The 14,659-nt window shown below is 71.3% G+C and carries 15 protein-coding genes and 2 tRNA genes; 9 read left to right on the top strand and 8 right to left on the bottom strand.

All coding sequences use genetic code 11. The features are described 5' to 3' along the window. Positions 1 to 80: 80 nt before the first annotated feature. The 5 genes from FS825_RS10050 to FS825_RS10035 all read right to left on the bottom strand — a co-directional run bounded on the left by FS825_RS10050 (position 81) and on the right by FS825_RS10035 (position 4,777). Entirely contained in the window at positions 81 to 1,304 is a 1,224-nt protein-coding gene (locus tag FS825_RS10050) for a glycosyltransferase family 4 protein (protein WP_186377170.1), read from the bottom strand. After that, on the bottom strand, positions 1,301 to 2,860 hold the full coding sequence (locus FS825_RS10045) for a lipopolysaccharide biosynthesis protein (protein WP_144712464.1): 1,560 nt from the start codon (positions 2,858 to 2,860) through the stop codon (positions 1,301 to 1,303). The genes FS825_RS10050 and FS825_RS10045 overlap by 4 nt, the downstream gene beginning before the upstream one ends. Next, the gene (locus FS825_RS18625) at positions 2,857 to 3,027 is read right to left on the bottom strand and encodes a hypothetical protein (protein ID WP_186377169.1); all 171 of its coding nucleotides are present in this window, start codon (positions 3,025 to 3,027) and stop codon (positions 2,857 to 2,859) included. Before FS825_RS18625 ends, FS825_RS10045 begins: the two co-directional genes overlap by 4 nt. Positions 3,028 to 3,109: 82 nt before the next feature. Beyond that, positions 3,110 to 3,334 carry a hypothetical protein gene (locus tag FS825_RS10040; protein ID WP_144712462.1) on the bottom strand — a complete coding sequence of 75 codons (225 nt, stop codon included), beginning with the start codon at positions 3,332 to 3,334 and terminating at the stop codon, positions 3,110 to 3,112. A 105-nt stretch (positions 3,335 to 3,439) separates the two neighbouring features. Next, positions 3,440 to 4,777, bottom strand: a complete 1,338-nt coding sequence (locus FS825_RS10035; protein ID WP_144712460.1) for a glycosyltransferase — start codon at positions 4,775 to 4,777, stop codon at positions 3,440 to 3,442. Between the two features lie 306 nt (positions 4,778 to 5,083). Here FS825_RS10035 and FS825_RS10030 point away from each other — a divergent pair, with 306 nt between their 5' ends. The 6 genes from FS825_RS10030 to FS825_RS10010 all read left to right on the top strand — a co-directional run bounded on the left by FS825_RS10030 (position 5,084) and on the right by FS825_RS10010 (position 10,967). Beyond that, the gene (locus FS825_RS10030; RefSeq protein WP_144712458.1) at positions 5,084 to 6,367 is read left to right on the top strand and encodes an ABC transporter substrate-binding protein; all 1,284 of its coding nucleotides are present in this window, start codon (positions 5,084 to 5,086) and stop codon (positions 6,365 to 6,367) included. A 133-nt stretch (positions 6,368 to 6,500) separates the two neighbouring features. Further along, positions 6,501 to 7,478 (top strand): carbohydrate ABC transporter permease, encoded by a 978-nt coding sequence (locus FS825_RS10025; RefSeq protein ID WP_144712591.1) that lies wholly within the window; start codon positions 6,501 to 6,503, stop codon positions 7,476 to 7,478. Positions 7,479 to 7,543: 65 nt separating this feature from the next. Beyond that, entirely contained in the window at positions 7,544 to 8,386 is an 843-nt protein-coding gene (locus FS825_RS10020; RefSeq protein ID WP_260981116.1) for a carbohydrate ABC transporter permease, read from the top strand. A gap of 5 nt (positions 8,387 to 8,391) precedes the next feature. Beyond that, positions 8,392 to 9,045, top strand: coding sequence for a hypothetical protein (locus FS825_RS18620; RefSeq protein ID WP_186377168.1), 654 nt, complete (start codon positions 8,392 to 8,394; stop codon positions 9,043 to 9,045). Between the two features lie 20 nt (positions 9,046 to 9,065). Further along, positions 9,066 to 10,187 carry a LacI family DNA-binding transcriptional regulator gene (locus FS825_RS10015; protein WP_144712454.1) on the top strand — a complete coding sequence of 374 codons (1,122 nt, stop codon included), beginning with the start codon at positions 9,066 to 9,068 and terminating at the stop codon, positions 10,185 to 10,187. Positions 10,188 to 10,334: 147 nt separating this feature from the next. Then, the gene (locus FS825_RS10010) at positions 10,335 to 10,967 is read left to right on the top strand and encodes an MBL fold metallo-hydrolase (protein ID WP_144712452.1); all 633 of its coding nucleotides are present in this window, start codon (positions 10,335 to 10,337) and stop codon (positions 10,965 to 10,967) included. 33 nt (positions 10,968 to 11,000) lie between these two features. Here FS825_RS10010 and FS825_RS10005 read toward each other — a convergent pair whose 3' ends face one another. Then, positions 11,001 to 11,840, bottom strand: coding sequence for a DUF72 domain-containing protein (locus FS825_RS10005; protein ID WP_144712450.1), 840 nt, complete (start codon positions 11,838 to 11,840; stop codon positions 11,001 to 11,003). A gap of 102 nt (positions 11,841 to 11,942) precedes the next feature. Here FS825_RS10005 and FS825_RS10000 point away from each other — a divergent pair. Continuing rightward, positions 11,943 to 12,018, top strand: a tRNA-Glu gene (locus FS825_RS10000). Between the two features lie 58 nt (positions 12,019 to 12,076). Then, positions 12,077 to 12,152, top strand: a tRNA-Glu gene (locus FS825_RS09995). Between the two features lie 55 nt (positions 12,153 to 12,207). Here the strand turns inward: FS825_RS09995 and FS825_RS09990 are convergent. Then, the gene (locus tag FS825_RS09990; protein ID WP_186377167.1) at positions 12,208 to 13,071 is read right to left on the bottom strand and encodes an SMP-30/gluconolactonase/LRE family protein; all 864 of its coding nucleotides are present in this window, start codon (positions 13,069 to 13,071) and stop codon (positions 12,208 to 12,210) included. A gap of 47 nt (positions 13,072 to 13,118) precedes the next feature. Next, entirely contained in the window at positions 13,119 to 14,129 is a 1,011-nt protein-coding gene (locus FS825_RS09985) for a TerC family protein (RefSeq protein ID WP_144712448.1), read from the bottom strand. 112 nt (positions 14,130 to 14,241) lie between these two features. Here FS825_RS09985 and FS825_RS09980 point away from each other — a divergent pair, with 112 nt between their 5' ends. After that, on the top strand, positions 14,242 to 14,658 hold the full coding sequence (locus tag FS825_RS09980) for a RidA family protein (RefSeq protein WP_222126913.1): 417 nt from the start codon (positions 14,242 to 14,244) through the stop codon (positions 14,656 to 14,658). Position 14,659 lies beyond the last annotated feature (1 nt).

The raw sequence follows: 14,659 nt of genomic DNA, 5'->3' as shown, positions 1-14,659 counted from the left end.
GAAGGGGGCCCGCCGGAGCGGGCCCCCTTCGTCGTCTCCGCTCGCCGGTCCACGGGTCGTGGGTCCCGGTGTCGGTCGGCTCAGTGCCCCGTGTGCCGGTACAGGGCGGCGAGCAGGCGGGCGACGTGCACGTCGCGCCCGTACCGGTCGTGGACGTACGCGCGGGCCCGGTCCCCGATCGACGGTTCGTGGCGCACACGGTCCAGCCCCTCGACGAGCTTGTCGGCGAGGGCCACCCGGTCGGCAGGGTCGACCGTCGCCCACGACCACTCGTCGCCGAGGATCTCCGCGGTGCCGCCGTTGTCGGTCGCGATCACCGGGCGGCCGGCGGCCATCGACTCGACCACGACTCGTCCGAAGCCTTCCGGCAGCATCGACGGCATCACGACGAGATCGGCCGCGTGCAGCAAGGGCAGGACGTCGTCACGCGGTGGCAGGACAACGACCGAGCCCTCGGGCATCGCGTCGACGGTGCGCTGGACGAGCTCGGCGTCTTCCCGCACGCTCAGTCCCGCGAGGACGAGCACTGGCGAGCGGTCCGACGCCGGAGCATCCGATCCGGAGCCCGGACGCTCGTGGAGGGCGGCGCCGAGCGCGACCCGACGCCAGGCGCCGAGGAGTGCGGGGACACCCTTCGCCACGGACAGCCGACCGTAGTAGAGCACCGTCGGTCGGTGCTCGTCGAGTCCGAGCACCCGACGTGCCCGAGCTTGTCCGTCCACCGTCGTGACGGGGAACGCCGACGTGTCGATCCCGTTGGGCACCACGGTGATGCGGTCGCGCGGGACCCCGACCGCCGCCCAGGCTCGCGCCATGGTGTGCGAGACGGCGAGGAAGTGTGTGCGGCCCCCGGAGAAGGGGCGCAGATGCCTGTAGTTCGGAGCGTGGTGCAGGTGGACGACGAGCGGGACGCCGGCGACCATCGACACGATCCGGCCCCAGACGATGTGTTCGGGACGGTTGAGCCAGAGAACGTCGAGTCGGGACCGGCGGACCTGCAGCCCGTCGCGCACGAAGCGCCGCAGGTCTGACACCATGGTCCGCGGGCTGAACGAGCGGTCCTCGGTCCGGAACCGCGGCACCCTCAGGCGGTCGTACGGTTCGTCGCCGTTCGCGAGCTCCGCCGACCCTGCATCCGTGATGCCGGGACGAGAGTCGCGGTACCAGACCTCGACGTGGTGACCCGCGGAGACGAGTTCGCGGGTGTCCTCGAGGACGCATCGCTCGACGCCGCCCGTGAGCTGGAGTTCGTTCGTCACGACTCCGATGCGGAGCGGGACCGTCTCGACCCCGTTCCCGGTCACGACCCGGCTCCTCGAGCGAGTCGGAGCCGCCGGATGAACCAGGGCAGGCACGCGAGGGCGAGGACGAAGCGGACGATGTTCCAGGTCAGGTCCTGCGGGAGGAGGAGCGACGCGGCGGCGAGCACGGTCGACAGCAGCGCGATGAGGACGATCCGTGTTCGCGGCCCGCGCCATTCGCGGCGGTCGCTGAGGGCAGCCTGCTGGAGGCCGGCCAGGAGCGCGTAGGCGATCACCGTCGAAGCAGCCGCCCCGACGATGCCCAGCCACGGAACGAGCAGGACGTTCGCCGCGATGTTGACCACACCGGCGATCGCGGCGACGGTCCCGATGGCGACGCCGCGACGTTCGACGGTGAGCAGGTGGCTGGTCGCGCCGCCGGCGATGACGGGGAAGGCGGTGAGTGCCACCACGAAGACGACGAGCGAGAGTGATTCGATGCGGTAGGACGCGGGCGCGAGGATCGGCAGCGCCACGGGTGCGACGAGCGTGACGGCCAGGAGCACGGGGGCGAGCAGCAGGTAGAGCTGGTCACGCGTGTGCATCGCGAGCTGTCGTCGGGCCACGGCGTCCCGCACCGCGGCGAAGTGCGGGGCCCAGGCCTGGTTCGTGAAGGTCAGCAGCAGGATGACCGCCGAGCCGACGACGTAGGCGATCTGGTAGCGGGCGACCTCGTCCGGGCCGAGCACCCGTTGCACGACGATCCGGTCACCGGCGTTCAGCACGAAGTAGGACAGGTTCCCGAGTGCGATGGGGATGCCGAGCTTGAACGCCCGCCCCATGGTCCGTCCATCGACGAGCCCGCGCACTCGAGGACGGACGGCGATGACACCGATCACCATCGCGATGCCCTGGGCGACCACGCCACCCCACGCGTAGGTCGTCGCGTCGGCGTGCACGAACTCGAGCAGTCCGAGTCCGATGATCGAGCCGCCGACGCTCGACAGGAGACTCGTGACGGCGAAGACCCGGATCCGGTCCTGCGCGACGAGCAGGGCCAGCGACAGCTGGACGACCCCCGCCGGGAAGATCCAGAGGACGGTGACGAGGAGGATCGGGTGTTCGCCGACGAAGCCCGCAGCGTCGCCCCAGAGCGGGATCGTGACGAGTGCCAGCACGGTCACCACGGCGGCGAGCACGATCCCGACCGCCACGAGGCCGCGGGTCTTCCGGTCGTCGCCGTCCTCGGCACGCTGCAGGACCGATGCCTGGTCGAGCCCGGCGACCGCGAAGACCACGAGTGCCTGGTACAGGGCGATGGCCGAAGCGAGCACGCCGAACTCGGACAGCGGCATGACGTGCGCGAGGACGGGGGAGATGAGCGAGCTCACGAGGAGCTGCATCGACCAGACGACGACGTACAGGAGGCCGCGCCCGAAGAGGACTCCGGAGCGGTCCTCGGTGGTCTTGGTGCTGCCGGTGTCCGCGCTCGAGCGACGGGTCGGCCGCTGCACCGCGGTCCGCTCGTCCTCGGGACTCGACCGCTCGGCGAAATCGTCGACCGTCTTCGTCACGTCGGCGTGCCGGCCTTCGCGGCGGGTCTCCGGGGGCGTGGTCACGAGACTCCGACCTCGGTGGTGGAGTCCGAGCTCACGGCGGTCGGGAACGTGCGGGCAAACAGGTGCGGTGCAGCGGTCGGGTCGAGTGCCTCGACGAGTCGGCGGACGTGGGCGGGGTCCTCATGGGCGAGGACGACGCACGCGAGCACCGCAGGGGAGTTGGCCATGACTCCGAGTGAACAGGCCGGTCCGGCGAGCGACAAGGCGGCTCGGGGGTGGGTGCGGGGAAGCGGCGGTTTCCCGCACCCGTCAGCGTCTGCGTCGGTACCGGGGGCAGTCGCAGAGCGCGCAGTCCTTGCCGCGCCGGTAGTGCTCGTGGGCGTCCCGCCCGTGTCCGCAGACGCAGACCGCGGTCTCCGTGGCGACGACGAGCAGCGGCTCGACCAGGTCGAGCACGCCGACGTGGACCTCGCGCTCGCCGGCGTCGAGCAGGTCCGGTGCTGCGTCGAGCACGGTGGTTGTCCCCGCGGGCATACGTCCTCCTCGGACCCGTCCGGCACGGGTCGTCGGATGCGATCCTACGGGTGCGGGGCGCGCCCGTCCGCCTCGCTCGCGTCCCCAGTCCGAGCGTCGTCCGGGCTACCCGGCCTGGGAGTGCTGAGCCTCCACGGCACGCCACCGACGGCGGCTCCGGAGCCAGGCGGCGGGACCGGCCGGGAAGCCACGGAGCTCGTGGTAGGCGAGCGACCGCGGGACCGCCGCACCGGGCACCGCGGGCACCGCGGCATCGACGTCGACGGCCGCGACCGTGGGCGAGCCGCCGCGCAGTCGACCGAGCGTCTCGCGCACCTTCACCATCGCCGCCGTCGGCACGAGTCGCGCCAGCACCGCCACGTGTCGCCGGTCCTTCGCCGCGAGTGCGCACATGAGTGCCGTGAACCCGACCCCGTTGCCGTGGAGCTGCTTGTGCAGGTCCTCGATGCTCCGGCGGTGCCGGTGGTGGACGACCGCGCGGGGCTCGAAGCCGACGCGTCCGCCGCGCCAGAGCGTCTCGATGAACATCGCCAGGTCCTCGCCGCCGCGGGCGGGGGACCCGGCACCGAGGGTGGTGTCGAACCCGCCGACGGCGTCGATGAGCGACCGCCGGAACGCCATGTTCGCGCCGGCACCGTACGCGCCAATGCCGTACACCGCGAAGTGCTTCACGAGCGACCCGTCTGGCCGCAGCGCCCGCACTCGGGCGTGCCGCATGGTGCCGGTGACGTCGTCCGGGACGATCGTGACGGGGTCGAAGGTGCGCTCGCCGCTGAAGCCGCCGTAGTAGGCCTCGTACCAGATCTGCGCCGGGGTGGCGAGCTCGGTCGGCAGGATCACGCCGCTCACGGCGTCGAGGTCCGGCTCCCGGACGAACCGGGCGCCGAGCGCGCGCAGCCACTGCGGGTCGACGCGGACGTCGTCGTCCGTGAACGCGACGACCTCGCCGCGTGCTGCCGCGACCCCGGCGTTCCGACCGGCGGAGAGCCCGGGGCGACGTTCGGTCACGAGCCGCACGTCCCGACCGGCCAGCAGCGCCGGCAGGCGGTCGTCGGCGGGGACGCGGACGCGGTTGTCGACGACGATGACCTCGTGGTCGGGGTAGTCGAGGTGCTCGAGGACGTCGAGCAGGTCGCCGAGGTCGTCGACGCGGTCGACGATGGTGGACACCACGACGGAGATCGTCGGCAGGAGGTCGTCGGCCACCGTGGCGACGTCGGCGAGCACGGTCTCCCGGAGCGAGCCGAGCGCGCGTGCCGCGTCCGCCGGGTCGTCGGTGAGCTCGACGTCGAGCGTGCCGGTCGGGTGACCGCCGCGGTAGCCGATCACCAGCGCGGACGACCCGGTCTCGTCCGCGACGAGTCGGGGGAGCGGGGCATCGAGGTCGACGTCGATCACGCGCCGGGGCGCGGGGACGGTCCGAGCGGTGCTGGTGGTGGCCATGCTGAGGACGGTAGGTCCGGACCGCCGGGCCGACAACGTGCGCCGGGCCCCCTGGCGGTGATCGTGCGGAACCCCGCACCCGCCCCGGGCGGACTCCCACACACCGATGCCGAGGGTGAGCGCTCACCCAGGAAGTCATCGGAAGTCGAGAGGTCACGCTCAGGTCACGGTGTCGATGCAACCGGTTGCGCATCGCCGGGAGCGGGCGTAGCTTCCTCCACCAGCAGGCAGCGTCGCCTGCTCCAGGCAACGACGTCCGGTCCGCCGGACGGCGTCCCCTGGTGATCTCGATGAGGAGACAACGCTGTGAAGACAAGACGCGCCAAGGTGCGGTTCGCATCGGTTGCGGGGGTCGCGGCCATCGGCCTCGTGCTCACCGGTTGCTCGAGCGGGAGCTCGGCATCGAACGACGGCCAGAACGGGCAGGACAGCCGCGGCCCGATCACGTACGTCCAGGGCAAGGACAACTCGAACGTCGTCCGACCGCTCATCGCGAAGTGGAACAAGGCCCACCCCGACGAGAAGGTCACCTTCAAGGAGCAGTCCGACCAGGCGGACCAGCAGCACGACGACCTCGTGCAGCACTTCCAGGCGAAGGACGACAACTACGACGTCGTGGACGTCGACGTCGTGTGGACCGCCGAGTTCGCCGCGAAGGGCTGGCTCACCCCGCTCACCGGCAAGATGAAGCTCGACACCTCGAAGCTCCTGCCCGCCACCGTGAAGACGGCGACGTACAACGACACGCTCTACGCGGCACCGCAGACCTCGGACGGGGCGCTGCTCTACTACCGCAAGGACCTCGTCAAGACGCCGCCGACCACGTGGGCCGACATGATGAAGGACTGCGACATCGCGAAGCAGGCCGGCATCGGCTGCTACGCCGGGCAGTTCGCGAAGTACGAAGGCCTGACCGTGAACGCCTCCGAGGCGATCAACGGTTCGGGCGGCTCGATCCTCGGCAAGAGCGGCACCCCGGACGTCGACACGACGGACGCCAAGGCCGGCCTGCAGAACCTGGTCGACGCGTTCAAGGACGGGAACATCCCGGCCGCCGCGATCACCTACCAGGAGGAGCAGGGCCGCACCGCGTTCGAGGACGGCAAGCTGCTGTTCCTGCGCAACTGGCCCTACGTCTACAGCCTCGCGAAGACCGACGGATCGAGCAAGGTCAAGGACACCTTCGGCATCGCCCCCATCCCGGGCGCGGACGGCACCGGCGCCTCGACGCTCGGCGGCCACAACGCGGCGATCAGCGTGTACTCGAAGCACAAGGCGACGGCGCACGACTTCCTCGAGTTCCTCGAGTCGAACGAGACGCAGAAGTTCTTCGCCACGCAGGGCTCGCTCGCCCCGGTCGTCGGGAGCCTCTACACCGACAGCGAACTGACCGCGAAGCTGCCCTACCTGCCGACGCTGCTCAAGTCGATCCAGTCGGCCGAGCCGCGGCCCGTCACGCCGTACTACCCGGCCGTGACGAAGGCGATCCAAGACAACACCTACGCAGCGCTCAAGGGATCGAAGAGCGTCGACGAAGCCCTGAAGGACATGCAGGCGGCCCTCAAGACGGCCACCAGCAGCGGGAGCTAGCGGACTGGAGGCGCGGTGCCAGCCCGCACCGCGCCTCCCGTCCCACACCCACTTGCGTCCCGACACCCGGCAAGGAGGCCGTCACGTGTCAGCAGCAACCGAGATCCCCGCCGCCATCCCCGAACCGACGGGGATGGAACCGAAGCAACGGCGGCGCAAGGGCGGCCTCAACGCCGAACACGGCCGCTGGGCCGTCTACCTCATCGGCCCGACGATCGCACTCCTCGCGGTCGTCATCGGCTACCCGGTGGTCAGCGCGGTCATCCAGTCGTTCCAGCTCGACCAGGGCCTCGACAAGGCGACCGGCCTGTTCGTGCAGGGCGGCTTCGCGGGCGTCACCAACTACGTGCACTGGCTCGCACAGCAGTGCGGCAACGTCACCTGCCCGCCCGGCAGCATCGGCTCCCAGTTCTGGGTGTCGATGGGGAACACGTTCTTCTTCACCGTCGTCACCGTCGCCCTCGAGACGGTCATCGGCGTGTGGATGGCCATCATCATGAACCGGGACTTCAAGGGCCGCGCGCTCGTCCGGGCCGCGATCCTCGTGCCGTGGGCGATCCCGACCGCCGTCACCGCGAAGCTCTGGTACTTCATCTTCGACGCGAACGGTGTCCTCAACCACGTGCTCGGGCACCAGATCCTCTGGACGAGCGGCGAGTGGGCGTCCCGGTGGGCGGTCATCATCGCCGACACGTGGAAGACCACGCCGTTCATGGCGTTGCTCATCCTCGCGGGGCTGCAGCTCATCCCGGAGGAGGTCTACGAGGCGGGCAAGATGGACGGCGCCTCCACGGTCCAGCGCTTCATGCTCATCACCCTGCCGCTCATCAAGCCGGCGCTCATGGTCGCGGTGCTGTTCCGCGTGCTCGACGCGCTCCGCATGTACGACCTCCCGGCGATCCTCACCGGTGGTGGCGGTGGTTCCGGCAACGCGACGACCACGCTGTCGATCCTCGTCGTCGACCAGATCCGGCAGGGGTTCAACGCCGCGTCGGCGCTCTCCACGATCACGTTCCTCGTGATCTTCATCGTCGCGTTCGTCTTCGTCCGGTTCCTCGGGGCGAACGTCGTGCAGACCCAGGCAGCCCAGCAGAAGGGTGAGCTCAAGTGACCCTCGCAGCAGACCGACCGCGCTCGGCGGCGGCATCCCGCGACCGTGCGACCGACCGCGCCGAGGTGCGCGTCCAGAAGCACACCGGTTCGAAGCTCCGCACCGGCATCCAGGCGACGGTCATCGCCGTCTGGTGCCTGCTGCCGTTCTACTGGATGGTGGTGACCTCGTTCCGCGACGTCGGGTTCACATTCGACGCCACACCCTGGCCGACGCACGTGACGCTCGACAACTACGCGACGGCGTTCTCCACCTCGCTCGGCAACCACCTCGGACGGGCGCTGGCGAACTCGCTGCTCATCGGCGGCGTGGTCACGATCATCGCCCTGCTCGTCGGGACGAGCGCGGCCTACGCCCTGGCGCGGCTCGAGTTCAAGGGCAAGTCGCTCATCGCCGGTGCGATCCTCGCGGCGTCGATGTTCCCCGGCGTCGCGCTCATCTCGCCGCTGTTCCAGCTGTTCACCGACATCGGTTGGATGGGGACGTACCAGGCGCTGATCCTGCCGAGCATCTCGTTCGTGCTGCCCCTCACCGTCTACACGCTCGCATCGTTCTTCCGCGAGATGCCGTGGGACCTCGAGGAAGCGGCCCGCATCGACGGGTGCACCCGTGTGCAGGCGTTCCGGCGGATCATCCTGCCGCTGGCCGCACCCGCCGTGTTCACGACCGCGATCCTGGCGTTCATCTCGTCCTGGAACGAGTACCTCATCTCATCCCAGCTCTCCAGCGACGCCACGCAGCCGGTCACGGTCGCGATCGCGTCGTTCGCCGGGACGCAGCCGCACCAGGAGCCGTACACCGCGGTGATGGCGGCGGGGACGATCGTCACCATCCCGCTCGTCATCCTTGTGCTCATCTTCCAGCGGCGCATCGTGGCCGGCCTCACCGCCGGCGGCGTGAAGGGCTGACGGCCGTGGCACAGCGTGGACCTGCCCGGCCGACCGCCCGCATCGAGGAGGCCATCGGCTTCGTCGGGACCTTCGGGATCCTGTTCCTCGGCGCGACGGTGTTCTGCGAGCTCACGGGGCGCCCGGCGCTCGGGTGGGCGCTGACCCTGCTGGCGTGCGTGCTCGGGGTCGTCGTGCTCGACCGGTGGCGGGTGTCGGTGCTGCGGCGGACGGCGTCGGGTGACGCGGCCGGCGCTGGGGTCGGCCGGGTCGCTCGGCGGATCGACGCGACGGCGGGTGCGGCGGTTGCTGCGGCTGCGCCGATCGTGCGGGGTCTGCCGGGCGGGCGGGCATCGGACGGTGTGGCAGGGGCCGACGGCCGGGTCCACCGGCACGTCGGGTGGGACGAGCTCGCGCCGGCCGGTCGGCGTCCGGTGCGATCACGTCGGCGCGGCGAGGTGCGTGTCTCCGGTGCTGCCGGTGTTTCCAGTGGTGCCGGTGTCTCCGGTGCTGGCGGTGGCTCCGGTGGCCCTGGTGGGCTCGGTGCGACGGGTGCGCCCGTCGTCGCGATCCACGCGACCCCCGTGGTCCCGCCGGCCGGTGTGGCGAGCGCGGCACGGGTGGCCGGCCCGGCCCAGGGCCGGGGTGTGCCGGACGTGACCCGACCGTCGGACGGCTGACGGGCCTCCAGGCAGTCGGCATGGGCATCCAGGAGATCGCGACCGTCACGGGCCTGTCGAAGTCCACGGTGTCCCGCGCGCTGCGGGGGATGTCGACCGTCGCGGACGCCACCATCGACCAGGTGCGGCGGGTCGCCGACGAACTCGGGTACGTCCCGAGCTCGGCGGCGGCCGGCCTCGCCACCGGACGGCAGCGGGCCGTCGGCGTGGTCGTGCCGGTGATCGACCGCTGGTTCTACGTCAAGGCCCTCGGCGGCGTCGACGCCGAGCTGCGGCGGGCCGGGTACGACCTGGTGCTGTACAACCTCGGCGGGCCGGGAGGGGATCGCGACCGGGCCTTCCGCCGCTCGATGCTGCGGCACCGGGTGGACGCCCTCGTCCTCCTGTCGCTCGTGCTCGACGCGACCGAGCGGGCGGAGCTCGAGCTCAGTCGGCACCCGATGATCGTGATCGGTGGACCGGCGCCGGGTCTCCGGAACGTCGGGGTCGACGACGTGCAGGTCGCCGGGATCGCCGTGGAGCACCTGTGCGGCCTCGGGCACCGGGACGTCGCCTACGTCGGCGGGCAGGACGAGGCGGGCATGAACGTGGCGGTGCCGTGGCTGCGGAGGGACGGGTTCGTGGCCGCGATGGAGGCGCGCGGACTCGCCGTGCGGGACGAGTGGGTGCTCGACGGGAGGTTCTCGTTCGCGGGCGGGGTGGACGCGGGGCGGGCGTTGTTGGGCGGGGGTGCGGGCGCCGCTGGAGCAGGCGCGGCTGGCGCGGGCGCCGGCGGCGCGGGTGCTGGCGGTGCGGCTGGCGCTGGCGGCGCTGGCGCCGCTGACGGCGCGGGCGCTGGCGTCGGCGGTGTCGGTCGGCCGACGGCGGTGTTCTGCGCCTCGGACGAGATGGCGCTCGGGGTGATGCTCGCCGCTCGGCAGGCCGGACTCTCGGTGCCGGAGGACGTCTCCGTCATCGGCATCGACGGCCACGAGTACGGGGAGGTCGTCGGACTGACCACCATCGCGCAGGACCCGGTGGCGCAGGGGAGGGTCGCGGCGCGGGCGGTCCTCGCCGAGGTCGACGGTGGCCAGGCGGTGCCGGTGCCGCCGTCGGCGGCGTCACTCGTGGTGCGGTCGTCGACGGGGCCGCCCCCGCGGTGAGGGGTGCGGCGCGGCGCGCCCACGCGCGGCGCCGGCACGCACGGCGCGAGCGGGGCGGGACGGCGGCCGGGTGCCGCCCCGCCCGGCGCGCGCCGCGGCCCGCCGCCACCGCGGGCGCACCCCGCCCCGACGCGTAGGGTCGCCCGCATGGAGGTCACCAAGCTCGAACACGCCTGCCAGATCGTCACCGAGGGCACCGCCCGCCTCGTGATCGACCCGGGCGGCTTCACCCGCCCCGTCGACACCGAGGGCGTCGTCGCCGTCGTCGTCACGCACGAGCACCCCGACCACGTCACGCCCGAACAGCTCCGTCGCATCCTCGACCGCAACCCCGGCGCCGTGGTCATCGGACCCGCCGGCGTGGCCCGGCTGCTGCAAGCGGACGTCCCCGTGGACGTCGTCACCGACGGCGACCACCGCACGATCGGCCCCTTCGAGCTGAGCTTCCACGGCACCCGCCACAACCTCATCCACTCGAGCGTCCCCGTCGTCGACAACACAGGCGTCCTCGTCAACGGCCGCCTGTTCCACCCCGGCGACTCGTACACGATCCCCGACGTCCCGGTGGAGGTCCTCGCCGCACCCGTCGGTGCCCCGTGGCTCAAGGTCGCCGAGATGATGGACTACGTCCTCGCCGTCGCCCCACGCCGCGCCTACCCCGTCCACGAGGCCACGCTCTCCGACACCGGCTACGGCATGCACACGGCGCGGCTCCGTGAGGCGGTCGAGCCTGATGGTGTCCTCGAGATCCTCCGGCCCGGCGAGTCCCTCACGATCTGACACGCAGCGGCTCCACCGGCCTGGAGGCGCGGCTCACCCCCGCCCGTCGACCCGCGTCCGCAGGCGGTCGCGCACGATCCGGTCGAGCGCGAGTCCGTCCCACGGCGCGTGCCGTTCGGCGTCGTTGTCGAAGTACACGTAGGTGTCGCGCCCGGCGTCGACGTGTTCGACCACCGTCGTTGCCCACCGCCCGAGTGCTTGCGGCGAGTAGCCGTCGTGGTACGTCCAGGGGGCGCCGTGCAGCCGGAGGTAGGCGATCGGCGCTCCCGTGTCGATCCGCAGGCGGGGGAAGTCGCCGGCGTGCGAGTCGACCAGCGCGACCCCGTGCCGGCGGAGCACGTCGACGTGCTCGTCGGTCAGCCCCGTGGAACGGACCTCCAGCGCGTGGTGGATCACCTGGTCGGGGTCCTCGGCCCGGAGCGACGGCTCCGCCACCTTGTCGTCGTGCCGTTCGGCCAGCGTCGCTGCGGCACCGTGGGTCCGGGGGAGCAGCGCGAGGAACCCGTCCAGCACCACGGGCGTCGGCGTCAGCGACTCGGGGAGCTGCCAGAGCACCGGCCCGAGCGTCGCACCGAGCTCGAGCGGCCCCGACGCGAAGAAGTTCGCGAGCGCCGTGTCCACGTTCCGGAGTCGCAGCATGTGCGTGACGTACCGGCCGCCCTTGAGCGCGAACCGGAACGTCGGTGGGACGGCCGCGCGCCAGGCCCGGTACCGTTCCGGCCGCTGCAGCGAGTAGAACGAGCCGTTGACCTCGACCGTCGAGAACCGTTCGGCCGCGTACTCCAGCCACCGGCGCTTGGGCACGCCAGCGGGGTAGAAGTCGCCGCGCCACGAGTCGTACTGCCACCCCGACAGCCCGATGCGCACGACCATCGATCCACCGTATGCCCACCGGGGCATGGCGGCTCACCCGGGCGACACGCCTCGTTTTGGCCGGGCGCGGCGCTTGTGCAATACTTGTCGAGTTGTCGGAACGGCCCCATCGTATAGTGGCCTAGTACGTCGCCCTCTCACGGCGGTAACGCGGGTTCGAATCCCGCTGGGGTCACCACTGGTGGCTAGCCTCCGAGTCCGACAACGCGTGTGTCCCGCTCCTGCAGCGGGATCGCGGCCCCATCGTATAGCGGCCTAGTACGCTGCCCTCTCACGGCGGTAACGCGGGTTCGAATCCCGCTGGGGTCACCATGTGGAACCCCCGCTGAGCTCCGGCTCGGCGGGGGTTCCGTCGTTCTCGGGCCGGTCAGCGGCCGGGCACCGTGACCCTGATCGCGCTGATCCGGCCGGCGCGGGTGCGCTCCGTCGCGGCGGGGTCGTAGCTGTCCGCCGTCGCCAGGTAGAGCGTCCGCCGGTCCGGACCGCCGAGCGCGCAGTCGATCGCGCAACGCCCGGGTGCCGTGATGCGGTCGGTGACCTCGCCGCCCTCCAGGACCCGGAGGAACTCGCCGGTGTCGACCGAGCACACCCAGACCGCGCCCTCGTCGTCGACGGTGCTGCCGTCCGGGGTGACCCCTTCGGGAAGCGGTGCCCACGCGCGACGCCCGCTCAGCGAGCCGTCCGGTTCGATGTCGAACGCGGTCAGCCGGCCGCCCCACGTCTCGCTGACGACCAGGGTCCTGGTACCCGGCAGGACGTTCGCGCTGTTCGGGAAGACCAGGCCGTCGGCTGCGAGCCGAACCGAGCCGTCGGTGTCGATGACGTAGAGCGGTCCGGGACGGAGCTCCTCACCGCCGTAGAGGTCGTAGCCGAACGCGCCCAGGTACGTCCGACCGGTCTCGGCGTCGACGACGAGGTCGTTGATGAGCGACGACTCGACCGCGGACAGGTCGGCGAAGACCGCGGTGGATCCGTCCTCCTGCACGGCGACGACCGCCCGCGACTCCATCGCGCTGACGATGAGTCGTCCGTCCGGCAGCCAACCGAGGCCCGACGACTGGCCGGTGACGGAGGCTTCCAGCCGGGGTTCGGTCTCGGTCGACGGGTCGATCGAGAAGACCTCGCCGGTGTGCATGTCCGAGTACCAGAGCCGGCCGTCGTGCCAGCGGTTGCCCTCGGGGAACCGGATGCCGGTGACGACGTCCGTCGCCTGGTCGAGAGTGGTGTCCACCGACCCAGCCTGCCACCCGGTCCTGGTCGTGCACGCACCGCCCGGGATCAGTCGGCGGTGCGGGTCCGCTCGGCGCCGGTGCCGGTCGTTCCGTCCCGCCGCATGCGCACGAGGCTCGCACCGGTCGCGACGGCCATCGCGGCGACGATCACCAGGAGCGACACCGACGTGCCGATCTCCGGAGCCCAGGAGACGCCCTCGCCGCCGTTGAGGAACGGCAACTCGTTCTCGTGCAGTGCGTGCAGGACGAGCTTCACGCCGATGAACGCGAGGATCACCGCGATGCCGTACTTCAGGTACACGAGTCGTTCGAGCAGTCCACCGAGCAGGAAGTACAGCTGCCGCAGCCCCATCAGCGCGAAGACGTTCGCGGTGAAGACGATGAACGCGCTCTGCGTGATGCCGAACACCGCGGGGATCGAATCGAGCGCGAAGAGGAGGTCGGTCGTCCCGATCGCGATGAGGACGATGAGCAGCGGCGTGAAGTGGCTGACCCCGTCGTGCGTCGTGCGGAGCTTCATGCCGTCGAACGAGTCCGTGATCCGCACCCGACGGCGCAGCAGTCGGACGATGAAGCTGTCCTGCTGCTCGTCGTCGTCGTGGTCGCCCCGGAGCTGCTGGATCGCCGTCCACACCAGCCAGGCGCCGAACAGGTAGAAGATCCAGGAGAAGTCCTCGATGAGCCGCGCGCCGAGCAGGATGAACACCCCGCGCAGCACGAGGGCGATGATGATGCCGAGCATGAGCACCTCTTGCTGCATCCGCTTAGGGACGGCGAACCGGCTCATGATGATGACGAACACGAAGAGGTTGTCGATGCTGAGGCTGTACTCGGTCAGCCACCCCGCGAGGAACTGTCCGGCCGGGTCACCGCCCGCGAACACGAACATCGCCACCGCGAAGACCAGCGCGAGCCCGACGTAGAGGCCGACCCAGAGCGCCGACTCCCGTAGGGTCGGGATGTGCGGCCGACGGGCCACGATGAGCAGGTCCGCGAGCAGGATCCCGACGAGGACGACGATCGAGCCGACTTCGAAGAGGGGCGGGAGCTCAGGCATGCAGGACTTCCTTGCGGCGGTCGGGGAGGAGGGACCCAACCAGTGTGAGGGAAAGTTCAGCCGCCGGTGACCACCGATGGTCGTCGAGCGCCGGATCTGCCAGGCTGACGAGGTGACCAGTGTCGTGCAGCTCATCCGGTCCGACGCCCTCAGCGACGTCGCCCAGTACGCGTACGCCGCGACCGCCCCGGCCGACGCCCGGCTGGTCTTCCTCGCGGGTGCGTGCCCGCTCGACCGGGACGGCGCAACGGTGGCGGTCGGGGATCCCCGCGGTCAGGCGGCGCAGTGCGTGGAGAACCTCCGCACGGCGCTCGCAGCGGCCGGAGCAGGTGTGGAGGACCTCGTGCAGACCCGCGTGCTCGTCGCGTCGTCGCGGCAGGAGGACCTCGTCGCCGCGTGGGAGGTCGTCCGTGCCGCGATGGGGGACCACGACGTCCCCAGCACCCTGCTCGGCGTCACGGTGCTGGGGTACGACGACCAGCTCGTCGAGATCGAGGGCATCGCCGCGACCCGCCGCCCCGAGCAGTAGG

It is taken from the genome of Curtobacterium pusillum, assembly GCF_007680845.1.
GTDB lineage: Bacteria > Actinomycetota > Actinomycetes > Actinomycetales > Microbacteriaceae > Curtobacterium > Curtobacterium pusillum_B.
This window is presented reverse-complemented; position numbering and strand designations above follow the sequence as displayed.